Below are 18,357 nucleotides of genomic sequence, written 5' to 3'. Positions count from 1 at the left end.
TGGTCTGTGCCGCGACAATGGGTGGTGCGGGCCAAGACCTGCACGAACCCCGGGCCCATGAGGCCTGGGCGCACCCAGGAAGTGAAACCACCCGTGAGCAAGGACGCCGTGGAATCGGCACAGGCCACCACCCACCCCCAGGTGGCCCACACGCCCGCGGACGCGGGCGACGCCGGATACAGCAAGGACCTCAAGGCCCGCCACGTCAACATGATCGCCATCGGCGGCGCCATCGGCACCGGCCTCTTCCTGGGCGCCGGCGGCCGCCTGCACAACGCGGGTCCGGCACTCGCCCTGGCCTACCTGGTCTGCGGTGTGTTCGCCTTCTTCGTCGTGCGGGCCCTGGGCGAGCTGGTCCTCTACCGTCCGTCCTCCGGGTCCTTCGTGTCGTACGCGCGCGAGTTCCTCGGCGAGAAGGGCGCCTACGTCGCCGGCTGGATGTACTTCCTGAACTGGTCGACCACCGGCATCGCGGACATCACCGCGATCGCGCTCTACACGCACTACTGGAGCATGTTCACCCCCATACCCCAGTGGGTGCTGGCGCTGATCGCCCTCGCCGTCGTCCTCACCGTGAACCTGATCTCGGTGAAGGTCTTCGGCGAGATGGAGTTCTGGTTCGCGATCATCAAGGTCGCCACCCTCGTGGGCTTCATGCTGATCGGCATCTTCCTGCTGGCCACCCAGCACGACGTCGGCGGCAGCAAGCCGGGCCTCAGTGTCATCACCGACCACGGCGGCCTCTTCCCGCACGGCATGATGCCCGTCGTCCTGGTCATGCAGGGCGTGATCTTCGCCTACGCCGCGCTGGAGCTGGTCGGCGTGGCCGCCGGCGAGACCGCCGAGCCGGAGAAGGTCGTCCCGCGCGCGGTGAACTCGATCATGTGGCGGGTGGGCCTGTTCTACGTCGGCTCGGTCGTGCTGCTCGCCCTGCTGCTGCCCGGTTCGGTGTACTCCGCCGACCAGAGCCCGTTCGTCACCGTGCTGTCCAAGATCGGCGTCTCGGCGGCCGGCGACGTGATGAACCTGGTCGTGCTGACCGCGGCCATGTCCTCGCTGAACTCCGGTCTGTACTCCACCGGCCGCATCCTGCGCTCGATGGCCATGGCCGGCTCGGCCCCCAAGTTCACCCGGGTGATGAGCCGCAGCCAGGTGCCCTACGGCGGCATCCTGCTGACCTGCGGCGTCTGCGTGCTGGGTGTCGGCCTGAACTACCTGGTGCCCAGCCAGGCCTTCGAGATCGTGCTGAACGTCGCCTCGCTCGCGATCATCAGCACCTGGGTGATCATCATGATCTGCCACCTGATCTTCGTCCGCCGCGCCCGCGCCGGCCTGGTCACCCGGCCGCACTTCCAGCTGAAGTTCAGCCCGGTCACCGAGATCGCCACCGTCGCGTTCCTGCTGGTCTGCCTCGGCATGATGTGGAACGACGAGGAGGTCGGCCGCAAGACCCTGCTGCTGATCCCGGTGATCGCCGTCATGCTGGTCGCCGGCTGGTTCGGCATCCGCCGCCAAGCGGCCAAGGACGCCGCGAAGACCTCACCCGAACCGACGAAGTAGCAGCTCAGAGCCACTGTCAGTGGCACCGCCCACGGTGGCGGCATGTCGGAGACCGAGTATGTCCGGGGTGACGCCACCGCGCCGTCGGCCCAGGGCGCCCAAGTGATCGCCCATGTCTGCAACGACATCGGCGGCTGGGGGAAGGACTTCGTCCTGGCGCTGTCGCGGCGCCGGCCCGAGCCGGAGGCCGCCTACCGCGCCTGGCACCGCGACCGCGCGCGCAACGACTTCGGTCTGGCGCGGTCCAGCCGGTGCGGGCCGGTGGCGCACGGGCACACCCTTGCCGCCCCTTCTGGTCCCCCGCTGGCCGATCATGTTGGCCACCCAGAGACGCGGGCTCGGTCTGGCGGGCGGCACGTGGTCCCGCGTGGAGCCGCTCATCACCGAGAGGCCCGTCAAGCGCGGGATCGCCGTGACGGTGTACGACCACGGGGAGGACGGCCGGTGAGCGGGCAGCAGGACGCGACCGAGGTGCTGCCCTCGGGGTCGTCGCCGAGCAGGTCGAGGTGGTGGGTGCGCAGCCCCAGCGCGGCCAGCCCGAGGGCGACGAAGTCACCGGTCTCCCGGCGCGGGTGCGGATCCCCGAGTCGATCATGTAGCTGTCGGCGTGGGGCAGGGGCAGCTCGGGGACGTGGATGACGGTGTCCACGCCGGCCCCGCCCAGCACCCCCTGCACGACGAGCACGGCATCAGCCTCACCGCGCTGCCGCAGCCGGCCGGGACCAAGCGGGCGGTCAACCTCGTCGGCCCCGACGGCCGCCGCCTGTCGCTCTACGACACCACCCGGGCCCGTCCCGGCGACCGCTTCCCCGAGGCCGCCCTGCGCACCCTGGCCGCCGCGAGCCGGCATGTGCACGTGACCATCACCCAGCCCTGCGCCCACGCGCTGCCCGTCCTCAGGGAGACCGGCGTGCCGCTCTCCACGGACCTGCACGACTGGGACGGGGAGAACCCGTACCACGAGGCGTTCGCCCACGCGGCCGACATCGTCTTCCTGTCCGCCGCCGCCCTCGCCGACCCCGAGCGGACCATGCGGCGCATCGAGGAGCGCGGCCGGGCCTCGACCGTCGTCGCCACCGCCGGAACCGAGGGCGCGTTCCTGCTCGCCGACGGCGTGCTGACCCGTGTCCCGGCGGCGGACCCGCCCGCGCCGGTGGTGGACTCCAACGGCGCGGGCGACGCCTTCGCCGCCGCGTTCCTCTACGGGCGGCTCGCCGGTGAGCCGCCCGGGCGCTGCGCTCGGTACGGCGCGGTCGCGGGCGCCCACGCCCGCACCGTCCCGGCCGACCGCGCGGACGCGATGGGCCGGGAGGAACTGCTGCGGCGGGCGGCCGGACCGAGCCGCTGAGGCCCCGGGCGCGGGAGTCGGCGTCCGCGGCCGGTCAGAGCCGGACGCGCGCGGCCTCCCGGCCGCCGCGGGCCCGGACCGGCCGACGACCTCGCGGCCGGCTCAGTGCGCGTGCACCTCGTTCGTCGCCTCGATCTTCTTCCACGACTTCGGCTGTGCCACCGCCGTGGCCGTCCTCACCAGGGCCCGGGCCGACGACGCGGCCGGCTTCGACGGCTGGAACAGCCAGGTGTCGAAGAGCGCGGCCAGCGGCTTGCCGGACACCCGCTCGGCGAACCGCTGGAAGTCGGCCACCGAGGCGTTGCCGTAGGCGTGCTCCTTCGGCCAGCCCTTCAGGATCGCGAAGAACGCGTCGTCGCCGACCTCGTTGCGCAGCGCCTGGATGGCGAGGGCGCCCCGGTCGTAGACGGCACCGGAGAACTGCTCGTCCGGACCGGGGTCGCCCGGCGCGATCGTCCAGAACGGGTCGTCGGCCGGGTGCGCGGCGTACACGTAGTCGGCCAGCTCCTGCGCGGTGCCCTCGCCCTCGTGCTCGGACCACAGCCACTGCGCGTAGCGGGCGAAGCCCTCGTTGATCCAGATGTCCTTCCAGCCCTTGACCGACACGTAGTCGCCGTACCACTGGTGGGCCAGCTCGTGCACGACCACGGAGGTGTTGGCGCCGTTCGCGAACTGCCGCGGGCTGTAGTAGACACGGCCCTGCGTCTCCAGCGCGTATCCGGTCGTGGTGTTGGGGACGTACCCGCCGGCCGCGGAGAACGGATACGGCCCGAAGTAGCCGCTCAGCCAGTCCACGACCTCCCCGGTCCGCTCCACGCTGGCCCGCGCGGCGCCCTCGTTGTCACCGAGGTCCTTGCTGTAGGCGTTGATGACGGGCACCCCGCCGTCGGAGGTGCCGGTGGTGATGTCGAACCTGCCCAGCGCCAGCGTGGCCAGATAGGTGGCCTGCGGCTTGTTCTGCCGCCAGTTGTAGCGGGTCCAGCCCAGCTTCGACGTGGCCGACTGGAGGGTGCCGTTGGAGATGGCCTGGGTGCCGTCCGGGACGGACACCGACACGTCGTAGGTGGCCTTGTCGGCCGGGTGGTCGTTGCTCGGGAACCACCACCAGGCGGCCTCGGGCTCGTTGGCGGCCACCCCGCCGTCGGGGGTGCGGTGCCAGGAGGTGAAGCCGTAGGCGCTCCTCTGCGACGGCACCCCGCTGTAGCGGACCACGACCGTGACCGGCGTGCCCTTGGGCAGCGGGTTCTTCGGGGTGACGACCAGCTCGTGCTCGCCGGAGGTGGTGAAGGAGGCCTTGGCGCCGTTGACCCGGACCTCGCTCACGTCCAGCAGGAAGTCCAGGTCGAAGCGGGACAGGTCCTGGGTGGTCTTCGCCAGGATCGTCGCGGTGCCCTGCAACTCGTCCGTCTTCGGCTGGTACTGCAGCCTCAGGTCGTAGTGCGAGACGTCGTAGCCGCCATTGCCGTAGTACGGGTAATAGGGGTCGCCGATGCCCGGCGCGCCAGGGGTGTAGCTCGCGGCCGATGCCGGGATCGCCAGCAGGACGGAGGCCGCCGCCAATGCGCCCGGCGCGATGATTCTGCGGTGCACGTCAGCTCCAAGTCGTCAGGACCACGGGTCCGTTCGGAAAGGCTCTGACCGCAGCCTAAGCATTCCCCGGTGCCTCTGACCTGTCCATGGCACCTGCTGTCACATGATCGCCATTCAGCCGTCACGCGTCCCGGAGCGTCCTCTTTTGCAAGGGAGTTGACCGGAGTACCGTCCGCGCATGCCGACACGCACGCGCTCCGCGATCCGCAGAACGCTCGTCACCGCCGCCGCGGTCGCCCTGACCGCCCTCCTCCCCACCACCCCGGCCGGCGCCCGGCCCGCGCCCCGGGAGAGCACTCCCGTCTACTCCTACGACCGGGCGATCCGCGAGTCCGTCTGGGTGGACACCGGGCTCGACGAGGACGGCGACGGCAGGGGCGACCGCGTCGCCGCCGACATCGTCCGGCCCGCCGAACCCGCCGGGCAGGGCCGCAAGGTACCGGTCATCATGGACGCCAGCCCGTACTACTCCTGCTGCGGGCGAGGCAACGAGAGCCAGCTCAAGACGTACGACGCCCAGGGCCGCGTCGTCCAGATGCCCTTGTTCTACGACAACTTCTTCGTACCGCGCGGCTACGCCTTCGTAGGCGTCGACCTCGCCGGCACCAACCGCTCCGACGGTTGCGTGGACATCGGCGGCCCCTCCGACATCCGGTCCGCGAAGGCCGTCGTCGACTGGCTGAACGGCCGCGCCAGGGCCTACACCAGCCGCACCGGCGACACTCCGGTGCGAGCCGGCTGGACGAACGGGCGCACCGGCATGATCGGCAAGAGCTGGGACGGCACCATCGCCAACGGCGTCGCCGCCACCGGCGTCAAGGGCCTGAGGACCATCGTCCCGATCAGCGCCATCTCCTCCTGGTACGACTACTACTTCGCCCAGGGCGCCCCGCTCTACGACGGCGGCCCCGACGACCTCGCCGACCGCGTCGAGAGCGCCGGCGCGCGCGCCCACTGCGCGGCCGTCCAGCGCCGGCTGGCCGAGGGCAGCCCGCGCAACGGCGACCGGACCCCGCTGTGGACCGCGCGGGACTACGTCAAGGACGCGGCCGAGGTGCGGGCCAGTGTCTTCGCGGTGCACGGCATGCAGGACCTCAACGTCCGCACCCAGCACCTCGGCCCGTGGTGGGACGCCCTCACCCGGCACGGCGTCCGCCGCAAGATCTGGCTGTCCCAGACCGGACACGTCGACCCGTTCGACTTCCGGCGCGGCGCCTGGGTCGACACCCTGCACCGCTGGTTCGACCACGAACTCCTCGGCTACGACAACGGAATCGACCGCGAGCCCATGGCCGACGTGGAGCGCCACCCCGGCCAGTGGGTGACCACCCCCGTCTGGCCCCCGTCCGGCACCCGCGCCACCGTGCTGCGCCCGGCCCCGGGCCCCGAGGCCGGCGTCGGCACGCTCGGCCTGCGCCGGGCCCACGGCACCGCGGCCTTCACGGACGACCCGCGGCTGGGCGAGACCGACTGGGCCGCCCGTGTCACCGCGGCCACGCCCGAGAAGGCCGGCTTCCTCACCGCGCCCCTCTCCCGTGCCCTGCGGCTGGCCGGATCCGCGGAGGTGACGGTCACCGCCACCCCGACCACGACCTCCGCCCATCTGTCCGCCGTCCTCGCCGACATCGGCCCGGACACCATCCGTGACTACGCCGACCCGGACGAGGGCATCACCACCCTCGCCGAACGCACCTGCTGGGGCGCGAGCACGGCCGGGGACAGCGCGTGCTTCAAGGAGACCCGGGCGAAGACGGCGGCCGTCGGCTACACCGTGGTCAGCCGCGGCTGGGCCGACCTCGGGCACTACGCCTCGGCGGCGAAGGGCGTCCCGCTCACCCCGGGCAAGGCCCGCACGATGACCCTCCGGCTCGGGGCCACCGACCATGTGGTGCCCGCGGGGCACCGGCTGGCACTGATCGTCGCGGGCACGGACAGCGGTCTCCTCGAACCTCCGTCCACTCGCCCGACGCTCACCGTGGACCTGTCCCGTACGACCGCGAAGGTGCCGCTGGTGGGCGGGGCGGGGGCGTTCGCCCGGGCCACGTCCGGCGCGGCGGGGACGCCCGAGCCGACGGTGCTGGAGGGGGTGGGGGCGCCGCGCACCGGCCGGCACCTGCCGGCCGCCTGACGGCCCGGGCACTCCGGGAGGGGCGGGGGGTGCCCGCTCGCGGAGTTCCCCGCGCCCCTGGAAAACCGCAGCCCGGTACGCCCGGAACACCGGCCCCCTCCCCGCGACGATCCTCAGCCCGCCGCGGACGCCAGTCTCGCCGCCTGACGGGCGCAGCCCCAGGCCACCGTGACGCCGGCGCCGCCGTGTCCGTAGTTGTGCACCAGGACGCGTCCGTCCGGCAGGAGCCGGCGCTCCAGGCGTACCGTCTTCCGGGCCGGGCGCAGGCCCACCCGGTGGGCGAGTATCCGGGCGCCGGCGACTTCGGGACGGACGGACGCGCAGCGGGCGACGATCGCCGCGGCGGCCCCGGGGTCGGGCTCCAGGTTCCAGTCGTCCTCCTCGGCCGTGCCGCCCAGCAGGAGCCGGTCCGGCTGCGGGATGACGTACGTGGACGCGGCCGAGGAGCCGTCGACGGCGGTGAACCACTCCGTGACGCCCGGGTTCTCCACCACGACCAGCTGCCCGCGCACCGGACGCACCGCGGGATCCGGCACCAGGGAACGGGCCCCGAGCCCCGCGCAGTTGACCACCACGGCGGCGGGCACGGACGCCAGGTCGGTCACCTCACGGAGCTCCACCGTGCCCCCGGCCCGCTCCAGCCGCCGCCGCAGCCACGCCAGATGCACCGGCATGTCGGCCACCGGCAGCCGCGCCGCCAGCCCCCCGCCCACCTCTCGCAGCCCCGGCACCCGGCCCGCCCAGGCGCCCAGCCCCGCGAGCCGCGCCCCGTGATGGACGCCGTCCACCAGGCGCACCCCGGTCTCCTCCGGGCGTGCCGCCAGCTCCCGGTACACGGCCAGGGACTCCAGGGCCCACGCCCCGACCAGCCGCTCCGGTTCGATGCGGTACGGCCACCACAGGCCGCCGGCGACCGCCGAGGTGGTCTCCTCGGCCGGCTCCCGCGCCCACACCCGTACCCGGCACCCCGCCTCGGCCAGCAGCACGGCCGTCGTCAGCCCGGCGACCCCGCCCCCGACCACGATGATCACTTCGTCACTCGGCTCAGTGTCCACGCCAGGACGATAGGCCCCGCGCGGGCCGCCATTAGGATCGGCCTCCTGATGACTGCCACCCTCGTTGCCAAGAACCTCGCCGCCGCACACGGCGACCGGCCCCTGTTCTCCGGGCTCGACCTGGTCGTCGCGCCCGGAGACGTGATCGGGCTGGTCGGCGCCAACGGCGCGGGCAAGTCGACGCTGCTGCGGATGCTCGCCGGCCTCACCCCGCCCGAGCAGGGCGGCCTCAGGCTGTCCCCGCCGGCCGCGACCGTCGGCCATCTGCCGCAGGAGCCGGAGCGCCGGCCCGGCGAGACGGTCCGGGAGTTCCTGGCCCGCCGCACCGGTGTCGCCGCCGCCCAGCGGGCCATGGACGAGGCCACCCAGGCGCTGGTCGACGGCGCGCCCGGCGCCGACGACGCCTACGCCGGCGCCCTGGAGCGCTGGCTCGGTCTCGGCGGCGCCGACCTGGACGAACGCGCGGAGGAGGTCGCCGGCTCCCTCGGCCTGGCGGTCGACCTGGACCAGCCGATGACCGCCCTGTCCGGCGGCCAGGCGGCCCGCGCCGGCCTCGCCTCCCTGCTGCTGTCCCGCTACGACGTCTTCCTCCTGGACGAGCCCACCAACGACCTCGACCTGGACGGCCTGGAGCGTCTGGAACGGTTCGTCACCGGACTGCGCGCGGGCACCGTCGTCGTCAGCCACGACCGCGAGTTCCTCACCCGCACGGTCACCAAGGTCCTCGAACTCGACCTCGCCCAGGGGCGGATCAACCTCTACGGCGGCGGCTACGCGGCCTACCTGGAGGAGCGCGACGTGGCCCGGCGGCACGCCCGCGACGAGTACGAGGAGTACGCCGACAAGAAGGCCGCCCTCCAGGACCGCGCCCAGACGCAGCGGTCCTGGATGGACAAGGGCGTGAAGAACGCCCGCCGGAAGGCGGGCAGCGACAACGACAAGATCGGCCGCAAGTTCCGCAGCGAGGCCAGCGAGAAGCAGGCCGCCAAGGCCCGGCAGACCCAGCGCATGATCGAGCGCCTGGAGGTGGTCGAGGAGCCCCGCAAGGAGTGGGAGCTGCACATGGAGATCGCCTCCGCACCGCGGTCGGGCGCGGTCGTGGCGACCCTGCGGGACGCCGAGGTGCGGCGCGACGGCTTCACCTTCGGACCGGTGTCGCTCCAGGTCGACTGGGCGGACCGGGTCGCGGTCACGGGCGCCAACGGCGCCGGCAAGTCCACCCTGCTCGGAGCCCTGCTGGGCCGGGTCCCCCTCGACGCCGGACACGCGGCCCTCGGCTCCGGTGTGCTGGTCGGCGAGGTCGACCAGGCCCGGCGGCTGTTCCACGGCTCCGAGACCCTGCTGGACGCCTTCCGCGCGGCCGTACCCGACACCGAGCCGGTCGAGGTCCGTACCCTGCTGGCGAAGTTCGGCCTGAAGTCCGACCACGTGCTGCGGCCCGCCGACACCCTCTCCCCGGGCGAACGCACCCGCGCCGCCCTCGCCCTGCTCCAGGGCCGGGGCGTCAACCTCCTGGTCCTCGACGAGCCGACGAACCACCTGGACCTGCCCGCCATCGAGCAGCTGGAGTCGGCCCTCGACGCCTACGAGGGCACCCTGCTGCTGGTCACCCACGACCGGCGCATGCTGGACGCGGTCCGGGTGACCCGGCGCCTGGAGGTGGCGGACGGCAAGGTGACGGAGCGTTAACTCGCGTCCCTCCCCGCCTCCTTCGCCGCCCGCTCGACCCGGCCGTGGTGGTCCGGGTCACGGGGCGCGACGTTGAGACCGTCCGGCCGCTGGCCCACGGCCCCGTCGATCAGCTCGCGCACGATGTCGGCGTGCCCGGCGTGCCGCTGGGTCTCGGCGACCATGTGGGTCAGCGTCCGGTGCAGCGTGATCCCCCCGGACGCGCCCGGCACCCGGCCGACCGCGTCCAGGGGGAGCGCCGCGATGGTCTCGTCCGCGTGCGCGCAGGCCCGCCGGTACCGTTCGGTGATCTCCTCGCGGGTCTCGTCGGCCCGCGCCCACAGGTCCGCGTCCGGCTCGGCGTCCCCCGTGAACCACAGCGGCGTACTGACGAAGGGCCGGTCGAAGGCCGTGCCGAAGTACAGGGCCTCGGCACCCGCCAGATGCTTGACCAGGCCCAGCAAGTTTGAGCCGGTGGGCGTCAGCGGGCGCCGGATGTCGTACTCCGTGAGGCCGTCGAGCTTCCAGAGCAGCACGTCACGCGCGTCCTGGAGGTACACCTGAAGGTCGGCTTTGGGATCTGATCCTGTCATGGGACGAGTCTGACGACCAGGTGATCATTGTCCACGGGATATCCGGGGCCGGGCGGACGCACCGCCCGCCCCCGGACTCGCCGCGTCAGCGCTTCTTCGGGTCCAGCAGCCCCGCGCGGCGCAGGGCGTCCGCCATCGCGCTGTTGGCGGGCGCCGCGGCCTGGCGCCCGCCCCGGTCGCCGGCGCCGCGGCCCTGCCGCTGCCCCTGGCCGCCGCCCTGCCGCTGACCCTGTCCCTGGCCGCCGCCCTGCCGCCGGCCGTGCTCCTGGCCGCCGCCCTGCCGCTGCTGGGGCGGGCGGGCACCGCCGCGCTGCGGCCGGCCGCCGCCCTGCCCCTGCGGGGCCGCCTCGTCGTCCAGCCGCAGCGTCAGGGCGATCCGCTTGCGCGGGATGTCCACGTCCAGGACCTTCACCTTGACGATGTCACCGGGCTTGGCGACATCGCGCGGGTCCTTCACGAACGACTTGGACATGGCCGACACGTGCACCAGCCCGTCCTGGTGCACACCGATGTCCACGAACGCGCCGAACGCCGCCACGTTCGTCACCACGCCCTCCAGGACCATCCCGGCGGACAGGTCGGAGATCTTCTCCACACCCTCCTTGAAGGTGGCCGTCCTGAACGCGGGACGCGGGTCGCGGCCCGGCTTCTCCAGCTCCTTGAGGATGTCGGTGACGGTCGGCAGACCGAAGGTGTCGTCCACGAAGTCGGCCGGGCGCAGCGAGCGCAGCACCCCGGTGTTGCCGACGAGGGACGCCACCTCCTGGCCCGTGGTCTTCACCATGCGACGGACCACCGGGTAGGCCTCCGGGTGCACGCTGGAGGCGTCCAGCGGGTCCGTGCCGCCCCGGATGCGCAGGAAGCCCGCGCACTGCTCGTACGCCTTCGGGCCGAGCCGCGCCACCTTCTTCAGCTCCGCGCGGGAGGTGAACGGACCGTTGGCGTCCCGGTGCGCGACGATGTTCTCGGCCAGCCCGGCGGAGATGCCCGACACGCGCGACAGCAGCGGCACGGACGCCGTGTTGACGTCCACGCCGACGCCGTTCACACAGTCCTCGACGACCGCGTCCAGCGAACGGGACAACTTCGCCTCGGACAGGTCGTGCTGGTACTGGCCGACCCCGATGGACTTCGGGTCGATCTTCACCAGCTCGGCCAGCGGGTCCTGCAGACGCCGCGCGATGGACACCGCGCCCCGCAGCGACACGTCCAGGTCCGGCAGCTCCCGCGAGGCGTACTGCGACGCCGAGTACACCGACGCGCCCGCCTCGGACACCATCACCTTGGTGAGGCTCAGCTCCGGGTGCTTCGCGATGAGCTCACCGGCGAGCTTGTCGGTCTCGCGGGAGGCCGTGCCGTTGCCGATCGCGATCAGCTCGACCGCGTGCTCCTTCGCCAGCCGCGCCAGCGTGGCGATCGCCTGGTCCCACTTGTTGGCCGGGACGTGCGGGTGGATCACGTCCGTGGCGACGACCTTGCCGGTGGCGTCGACCACGGCGACCTTCACCCCCGTACGGAACCCCGGGTCGAGGCCGAGCGTGGCGCGGGTGCCGGCCGGGGCGGCCAGCAGCAGGTCCCGCAGGTTCGCCGCGAACACGTTCACCGCCTCGTCCTCGGCGGCCGTGCGCAGCCTCAGGCGCAGGTCGATGCCGAGGTGCACCAGGATCCGGGTGCGCCAGGCCCAGCGGACCGTGTCCGTCAGCCACTTGTCGCCCGGGCGGCCCCGGTCGGCGATCCCGAACCGCGACGCGACGATGCCCTCGTACGACGACGGGCCCTCGGTGGGCTCCTCCGGCTCCAGGACGAGGTCCAGGACCTCCTCCTTCTCCCCGCGCAGCATCGCCAGGATCCGGTGCGAGGGCAGCTCGGTGAACGGCTCCGCGAAGTCGAAGTAGTCGGCGAACTTGGCGCCCGTCTCCTCCTTGCCCTCGCGCACCTTCGAGGCCAGCCGCCCGCGCACCCACATGCGCTCGCGCAACTCGCCGATCAGATCGGCGTCCTCGGCGAACCGCTCGGTGAGGATCGCCCGGGCACCGTCCAGCGCGGCCTGCGGATCCGCCACGCCCTTGTCCGCGTCCACGAACGCGGCGGCCGCGGCCCGCGGTTCCACCGCCGGATCGGCCAGCAGCCCGTCAGCGAGCGGCTCCAGGCCCGCCTCGCGCGCGATCTGCGCCTTGGTGCGCCGCTTGGGCTTGTACGGCAGGTAGATGTCCTCCAGCCGCGCCTTGGTCTCGGCGCCGCGGATCCGCGCCTCCAGTTCCCCGGTGAGCTTGCCCTGCTCCCGCACCGACTCCAGGATCGCCGTCCGCCGGTCCTCCAGCTCCCGCAGATAGCGCAGCCGCTCCTCGACGGTGCGCAGCTGCGCGTCGTCGAGCATCTCGGTCGCTTCCTTGCGGTAGCGCGCGATGAAGGGCACCGTGGAGCCGCTGTCCAGCAGCTCCACCGCGGCCTTGACCTGCCGCTCCCGTACGCCGAGTTCCTCGGCGATCCTGCCTTCGATGGACCCTGCTCCGAGGGACCCGGGTGTGGTCACGATCCCGTACCGCCTTCTCCACTGAGGTTGCGCGGCAATTGTGGCAGGTGACACCGACATCCGGGGATCAGGGCGGCGTCCGGCGGGGCGCCGGGCCCGGAGCCGTCGGGCCCGGCTGCCGCGCGCGGCGGACGAGGCTCCGCCGAACAGCCGGGCGCACCGGGCACCACGCCGCGGCCCGGGAAACGGCGGACCGCGTCAACCCCTCGCGGGCGGCGTCCAGGTGAAGCGCGGCCGCCGGCGCTCCAGGAACGCCGCGACCCCCTCCGCCGTGTCGCCGCTGTCCCGCGCCTGCGCCGCCCAGTGAGCCTCCCGGCCGGTGCGGCCGTCCGCGAACTCCTTGGCGGCGGCCTGCGTCAGCTGCGCACGGGACACCAGTACCCGGGTCAGCTCCGCGATCCGCTTGTCCAGTTCCCCCTCGGGCAGCACCTCGTCCACCAGGCCGGTGCGCAGCGCCCGCCCGGCGTCGATCAACTCGGCCGTGAACAGCAGATACTTGGCGGTGGCCGGGCCGACCAGACGGACCAGCCGGCGGGTCGAGGAGGCCGGGTAGACGATGCCGAGCCGCGCCGGGGTCACCCCGAACAGCGCCCCCTCCTCGGCCAGCCGCAGATCGCAGGCCGCCGCCAGCTGGGTCCCGCCGCCCACACAGTGCCCGCGCACCGCGGCGACGGTCGGCTTGGGGAACGCGGCCAGGGCCTCCTCGGCGGCCACCGCGAGAGCCGGTGCCTCCTCGGGCGAGCCCTGGAGCGTGGTGATGTCGGCGCCCGCGCAGAACGTGCCGCCCTCGCCGGTCAGCACCAGCGCCCGTACGTCCGGGTCGGCCGCCAGGGTGTCCAGCAGCGGGGGCAGGGCCCGCCACATCGCCGTCGTCATGGCGTTGCGCCGGGCGGGATGACGGATCACCACGGTGGCGACGGAGTCGGCGACGTCATGGGACAGCTGGGCGACCATGCGGCGGATCGTAGCGGAGGCGCCGCGCGGCACCTCAGGGGGAGCGGGCGGCACGACCGGGCAAACCCGTACAACCCGACTAGTTCGCGAACCGGCGCCCGGAGGACAGGAACAGTCCCGCCCGCGACCGGGTCGGACGCGGTCGGTCGGAAACCGTTCGATACCCGCCGACTTGCGCTCAGGCATCCGGACGGCAGCGCATCGTTGCCAACACTCGACGTGTGGTGACAATCGAGCGCGAGGACGGCGACCGGACGTGGGACGACCAGGGGCACGGGGAGGGCCTGTGCCCGCCGGGGGGCGGCGAGCGGCCGCCGGACCCCCTGCCGTACGAGGGGGTCTGGCGGTTCACCGCGGCCGCGGTGGACGCCTCGGTGCCGCAGGCCCGGCACGCCGTACGGGACCTGCTGCTGCGCCAGGGCGTGCCGGCCTCCGACGACCTGGTCCACGGGCTGCTGCTGATCGTCACCGAACTGGTCACCAACGCGGTGCGGCACGCGGCGCTGCTCTCCCCGGTGCTCGCCGTGGAGGTGGCCGTCGGGGCCGAGTGGGTGCGGGTGTCGGTGGAGGACAACCACCCCTACCGCCCCACCGCCCTGGAGGCCGACCACGGCCGGACCGGCGGCCGGGGTCTGCTCCTGGTCCGCGAGGTGGCCCGGGAGGCGGGCGGGGTGGTCGACGTGGAGCACACCGCGAGCGGCGGCAAGGTGATCTGGGCCGCCCTGCCGCTCAAGCCCCCGGCGCTGCCGTGACGGACGGGGTCACCAGCCGGCGGCCGGGCCGGTCAGCTCCCTGATCGCCGGCCGGGCCGCGTCCAGCACGGTCATGAACCAGGCCGAGAACGGGTCCCGGGCGTGCCGCTCGGCCAGCTCGTCCGCCGTCACGAAGACGGTCTCGGCGACCTCCTCCGGATCCGGTGCGGGCGAGGCCTGCACCAGGCCGACGAACAGGTGGTTGTACTCCTGCTCCACCAGGCCCGAGAGGGGGTCCGGGTGGTTGTAGCGGACCGTGCCGGCCGCCGCGAGCAGCGACGGCGACACGCCCAGCTCCTCGTGGGTGCGCCGGGCCGCCGCCGTGAACGGCGCCTCGCCCGGGTACGGGTGACCGCAGCAGGTGTTGGACCACACACCGGGGGAGTGGTACTTGCCGAGCGCCCGCTGCTGGAGCAGCAGCCGGCCCCGCTCGTCGAAGAGGAACACCGAGAACGCCCGGTGCAGCCGCCCCGGCGGCTGATGGGCGGCGAGCTTCTCCTCGGTGCCGATCGTCACCCCGTTCTCGTCGACCAGTTCCAGCAAGATCGCCTCTGCGGTGTCCTCCGACGAGCCGTGCGTCGCGGTGGCGGGTGTGATCGGCATACGCATCCTTCGCTTCGGTCCCAGCATCCCAAGTCTGCCGTACGGATCCGGCGCCCCGGGCACGCCCCGCGGCCTGGCGCGGCGCGGCCCCGGGCACCGGAGCCGGTAGCCCATCGTGCCCGCCGCCCGCCGCCGGAAACCGGCCGGGGTGCGCCGGACGCCCGGACGCGCCGGACGGGCGACACGCCGTACGGCGGTGCGCGCCGCCCCCGGTCAGTGGCAGAGCCGCGCCTCGTGCTCCGCGTGGCCGCCCGGTTCCAGCTGGAACGTGCAGTGCTCCACGTCGAAGTGGTCGCCGACGCAGCCCTGCAGCTCGTGCAGCATCTTCTCGTTCCCGATGGCGTTCAGCACCTCGGAGCTGACCACCACGTGCGCCGACAGCACCGGCATGCCCGAGGTGATGGTCCAGGCGTGCAGGTCGTGCACGTCCTCCACGCCGTCCAGCGCCAGGATGTGCGCCCGCACCTCGGCCATGTCGACGCCCTTGGGTGCCGCCTCCAGCAGCACGTCCAGCGTCTCGCGCAGCAGCTTCAGCGTGCGCGGCACGATCATCAGCCCGATGACCAGGGAGGCGACCGGGTCCGCCGACTGCCAGCCGGTGGCCAGGATCACCGCCGCCGACAGCAGTACCGCCACCGAGCCCAGCGCGTCCGCGGCCACCTCCAGGAACGCGCCGCGCACGTTCAGGCTCTCCTTCTGCCCGCGCATCAGCAGCACCAGCGAGACGGAGTTCGCGACCAGGCCCACCAGGCCAAACACAATCATCAGCCCGCCCCGGGTCGGCGCGGGCTCGACGAACCGCTGGACCGCCTCGTACAGGACGTAGCCGCCGACCCCGAGCAGCAGCAGACAGTTGGCCAGGGCCGCGAGGATCTCGGCACGGGCGTAGCCGAAGGTGCGGTTGGTGCTCGGCGGGCGGTTCGCGAAGTGGATCGCGAGCAGTGCCATCCCGAGGCCGACCGCGTCCGTCGCCATGTGCGCCGCGTCCGCGATCAGCGCGAGCGAGTCCGCGGCCAGGCCGCCGACGATCTCGACCACCATGACCGTGAGCGTGATGCCCAGCGCGACGCGCAGCCGCCCGCGGTACGCGGCCGTGGCCGTACCCGGGGCCGGCGCGTGCGAGTGCGCGTGCCCGTGGTCGTGCCCTGCCCCCATGACTACCGCCTTCCGTTTGCCTGCCCGGAGGGCCAGTGAACTACGGGTGGGGGGTATTGGCAACGCGGCACTGAACACCGTTGTCATATGCCGTGACCTGCGGAAACGTTCCGCAGGTCAGCGCGGTCCGGCCCGCCCGGCGCGGCGTGCCCCGGCCCGCCGCGATCCCGGGGGACCGCTTTCGGCGGCGGCCCGGCCGCGCCGCGGCGGATCCGGCACCGCCGACGGGGCGGCCGGGTGTCCGGACCGCCCGGTGTCCCGGTTGCCCGGGTCTGCTCCACGGGTTTGTGGGCGGGGGCCCGGATCACCGATGATGATCGCGGCAAAGGCCGGGGCAGGCCCGGTGGACCGGGCCGTGAACGGCCGGTGAACGCGGGCTCCGGCCCATCCGATAGCCTCTGCCGACATGCCGCCCGGGTGCCGCAGGCCGGGGCGCCCCACCACGCAGCAGACCGGCGCCGCGCGCGTCGGCACCCAGGGAGTGAGTTCGGTTGTCGACCGCCATCGTCACCGGTCAGCCGGTCCCCGGATCGTCACTGGAGAGCGATCTGCGGTCCCTCGGCTTCGACGTGCGCGTGGCCGCCGACGCCGCCGAGACGCGGAACCTGCTCGCCACCGTGCCGGCCGACCGGCGCGTCGCCCTGGTCGACGCCCGCTTCGTGGGCCATCCGCACGCCCTGCGCCTCGGCCTGACCGACCCGCGCTTCCCGCTCGCCGCCGTCCCCGGCGCCGTCACCGCCCAGCCCGCCGCCCGGCCGGCCCTCGCCCGGGCCGTGGCCCGCGCGACCCCGGCACCCGGCGCCACGGCCGCCCGCGCCGCCGAGGGCGGCGCCCCCGCGCTCGCCGTGGACAGCCTCGCCGACCGCGTGGCCGGCGCCCTGGACGACGACGGCGGCGCGGTGCACCGGCCCGAGCTGGGCAGCCTGGTCGCCACTGTGCCGGACGGTCCGAGCGCGCTGGACGAGGCCCGGCGGGCCGTCGCCGCCGTCGACGAGGAGGCCGTCCGCCTGAAGTCGGCCGTGAAGTCCCGCGACGGCTTCTTCACCACGTTCTTCATCAGCCCCTACTCGCGCTACCTCGCCCGCTGGTGCGCCCGCCGCGGCCTGACCCCCAACCAGGTCACCACGGCCTCGCTGCTCACCGCGCTGATCGCGGCCGGCTGCGCGGCCACCGGCACCCGCGGCGGCTTCGTCGCGGCCGGCGTGCTGCTCATCGCCTCCTTCGTGCTGGACTGCACCGACGGCCAGCTCGCCCGTTACGCGCTGAAGTACTCCACCCTCGGCGCCTGGCTCGACGCCACCTTCGACCGGGCCAAGGAGTACGCCTACTACGCCGGCCTCGCCCTCGGCGCGGCCCGCGGCGGCGACGACGTCTGGGCGCTCGCCCTCGGCGCGATGGTCCTGCAGACCTGCCGGCACGTGGTCGACTTCTCCTTCAACGAGGCCAACCACGACGCCACCGCCAACACCAGCCCCACCGCCGCGCTCTCCGACAAGCTGGACAGCGTCGGCTGGACGGTCTGGGTGCGCCGCATGATCGTGCTGCCGATCGGCGAGCGCTGGGCGATGATCGCGGTCCTCACCGCGGCCACCACCCCGCGCATCACCTTCTACGTCCTGCTGGCCGGCTGCGCCCTGGCGGCGGCGTACACCACGGCGGGCCGGGTGCTGCGCTCGGTGACCCGCAGGGCGCGCCGCACCGACCGGGCCGCGCGGGCGCTCGCCGACCTCGCCGACCCCGGTCCGCTCGCCAACGCGCTCGGCCGGGTGTTCCGGCGCGGCCTGCCCGGTTTCGCCGTGCCCGCCGTCGCCCTGCTGGGCGGCGCCGCGGTCGTGGCCTGCTCGGCCCTCACGGACTTCGGCGGCACCCTCCCGGTGGCCGGGGCCCTGGTCTACGTCCTGACCTCGGCCCTCGCCGTCGCCCGCCCGCTCAAGGGCGCCCTGGACTGGCTGGTCCCCCCGCTGTTCCGGGCCGCCGAGTACGGCACCGTCCTCGCCCTCGCCGGTGAAGCGGGGGTGAACGGAGCCCTTCCGGCCGCCTTCGGCCTGGTGGCGGCCGTCGCCTACCATCACTACGACACGGTGTACCGCATCCGCGGCAACGCCGGAGCGCCCCCGGCCTGGCTGGTGCGCGCCATCGGTGGGCAGGAGGGGCGGACGCTGCTCGTCACCGTCCTGGCCGCCGTGCTCACCGCCGCGCAGTTCAAGGCCGCGCTCACGGTTCTCGCCGTGGCCGTCGCCCTGGTGGTGCTCGTCGAGAGCGTCCGCTTCTGGGTGTCCGCCGGGGCGCCCGCCGTACACGATGAAGGAGAAACCGCATGATCGGCCTTGTGCTGGCGGCCGGCGCCGGACGGCGTCTGCGCCCCTACACCGACACGCTGCCCAAGGCGCTGGTGCCGGTGGGGCCGGAGGGCGTGGA

At 73.7% G+C, this 18,357-nt stretch carries 14 protein-coding genes and 2 pseudogenes; 8 read left to right on the top strand and 8 right to left on the bottom strand.

What is annotated here, in order from left to right; translation table 11 throughout:
- The first annotated feature begins 93 nt into the window (after nucleotides 1-93).
- A complete protein-coding gene (locus tag AB0E62_RS31915; RefSeq protein ID WP_362201653.1) occupies nucleotides 94-1,560 on the top strand; it encodes an amino acid permease in 1,467 nt (488 codons plus the stop codon).
- 42 nt (nucleotides 1,561-1,602) lie between these two features.
- A pseudogene (locus tag AB0E62_RS31910) lies at nucleotides 1,603-2,008 on the top strand (Appr-1-p processing protein).
- Between the two features lie 28 nt (nucleotides 2,009-2,036).
- Here the strand turns inward: AB0E62_RS31910 and AB0E62_RS31905 are convergent.
- Nucleotides 2,037-2,245 (bottom strand): annotated as a pseudogene (locus tag AB0E62_RS31905) (adenosine kinase); the annotation flags it as partial.
- Between AB0E62_RS31905 and AB0E62_RS31900 the strand changes: the two are divergent.
- Nucleotides 2,192-2,908, top strand: a complete 717-nt coding sequence (locus AB0E62_RS31900; RefSeq protein WP_362201650.1) for a PfkB family carbohydrate kinase — start codon at nucleotides 2,192-2,194, stop codon at nucleotides 2,906-2,908. The pseudogene AB0E62_RS31905 and the gene AB0E62_RS31900 overlap by 54 nt on opposite strands.
- A 102-nt stretch (nucleotides 2,909-3,010) precedes the next feature.
- On the opposite strand, the gene AB0E62_RS31895 is transcribed toward AB0E62_RS31900, so the two are convergent.
- The gene (locus tag AB0E62_RS31895; protein WP_362201647.1) at nucleotides 3,011-4,498 is read right to left on the bottom strand and encodes a M1 family metallopeptidase; all 1,488 of its coding nucleotides are present in this window, start codon (nucleotides 4,496-4,498) and stop codon (nucleotides 3,011-3,013) included.
- A 178-nt stretch (nucleotides 4,499-4,676) separates the two neighbouring features.
- Between AB0E62_RS31895 and AB0E62_RS31890 the strand changes: the two genes are divergently transcribed.
- On the top strand, nucleotides 4,677-6,626 hold the full coding sequence (locus tag AB0E62_RS31890) for a Xaa-Pro dipeptidyl-peptidase (protein WP_362201644.1): 1,950 nt from the start codon (nucleotides 4,677-4,679) through the stop codon (nucleotides 6,624-6,626).
- A gap of 113 nt (nucleotides 6,627-6,739) precedes the next feature.
- On the opposite strand, the gene AB0E62_RS31885 is transcribed toward AB0E62_RS31890, so the two are convergent.
- Nucleotides 6,740-7,681 carry an FAD-dependent oxidoreductase gene (locus AB0E62_RS31885; RefSeq protein WP_362201641.1) on the bottom strand — a complete coding sequence of 314 codons (942 nt, stop codon included), beginning with the start codon at nucleotides 7,679-7,681 and terminating at the stop codon, nucleotides 6,740-6,742.
- 48 nt (nucleotides 7,682-7,729) lie between these two features.
- Here AB0E62_RS31885 and AB0E62_RS31880 point away from each other — a divergent pair, with 48 nt between their 5' ends.
- Nucleotides 7,730-9,370, top strand: a complete 1,641-nt coding sequence (locus AB0E62_RS31880) for an ABC-F family ATP-binding cassette domain-containing protein (RefSeq protein ID WP_362201638.1) — start codon at nucleotides 7,730-7,732, stop codon at nucleotides 9,368-9,370.
- Here AB0E62_RS31880 and AB0E62_RS31875 read toward each other — a convergent pair.
- From AB0E62_RS31875 to AB0E62_RS31865, 3 genes are all read right to left on the bottom strand, one after another.
- Nucleotides 9,367-9,942, bottom strand: a complete 576-nt coding sequence (locus AB0E62_RS31875) for a DinB family protein (protein WP_362201635.1) — start codon at nucleotides 9,940-9,942, stop codon at nucleotides 9,367-9,369. The genes AB0E62_RS31880 and AB0E62_RS31875 overlap by 4 nt on opposite strands.
- Nucleotides 9,943-10,027: 85 nt before the next feature.
- A complete protein-coding gene (locus tag AB0E62_RS31870) occupies nucleotides 10,028-12,475 on the bottom strand; it encodes a Tex family protein (protein ID WP_362201632.1) in 2,448 nt (815 codons plus the stop codon).
- A gap of 198 nt (nucleotides 12,476-12,673) precedes the next feature.
- Nucleotides 12,674-13,429, bottom strand: a complete 756-nt coding sequence (locus tag AB0E62_RS31865; RefSeq protein WP_362201629.1) for an enoyl-CoA hydratase/isomerase family protein — start codon at nucleotides 13,427-13,429, stop codon at nucleotides 12,674-12,676.
- 221 nt (nucleotides 13,430-13,650) lie between these two features.
- Here AB0E62_RS31865 and AB0E62_RS31860 point away from each other — a divergent pair, with 221 nt between their 5' ends.
- A complete protein-coding gene (locus AB0E62_RS31860) occupies nucleotides 13,651-14,181 on the top strand; it encodes an ATP-binding protein (protein WP_362201626.1) in 531 nt (176 codons plus the stop codon).
- Nucleotides 14,182-14,190: 9 nt separating this feature from the next.
- Here AB0E62_RS31860 and idi read toward each other — a convergent pair whose 3' ends face one another.
- The gene (gene idi / locus AB0E62_RS31855) at nucleotides 14,191-14,784 is read right to left on the bottom strand and encodes an isopentenyl-diphosphate Delta-isomerase (protein ID WP_362201623.1); all 594 of its coding nucleotides are present in this window, start codon (nucleotides 14,782-14,784) and stop codon (nucleotides 14,191-14,193) included.
- A 213-nt stretch (nucleotides 14,785-14,997) separates the two neighbouring features.
- Nucleotides 14,998-15,939: a cation diffusion facilitator family transporter gene (locus tag AB0E62_RS31850; RefSeq protein ID WP_362201620.1), complete on the bottom strand. Its 942-nt coding sequence runs from the start codon at nucleotides 15,937-15,939 to the stop codon at nucleotides 14,998-15,000.
- 491 nt (nucleotides 15,940-16,430) lie between these two features.
- On the opposite strand from AB0E62_RS31850, the gene AB0E62_RS31845 reads away from it, so the two are divergent.
- The gene (locus AB0E62_RS31845; protein WP_362201617.1) at nucleotides 16,431-18,260 is read left to right on the top strand and encodes a DUF5941 domain-containing protein; all 1,830 of its coding nucleotides are present in this window, start codon (nucleotides 16,431-16,433) and stop codon (nucleotides 18,258-18,260) included.
- Nucleotides 18,257-18,357 (top strand): sugar phosphate nucleotidyltransferase (locus AB0E62_RS31840; protein WP_358262032.1); only part of this gene is annotated, 101 nt, incomplete at its 3' end. The genes AB0E62_RS31845 and AB0E62_RS31840, both read left to right, overlap by 4 nt.

Source organism: Streptomyces sp. NPDC038707, from assembly GCF_040636485.1.
GTDB lineage: Bacteria > Actinomycetota > Actinomycetes > Streptomycetales > Streptomycetaceae > Streptomyces.
Note: the sequence above shows the minus strand (reverse complement) of the source record. Positions and strands in the feature narration are given on the sequence as shown.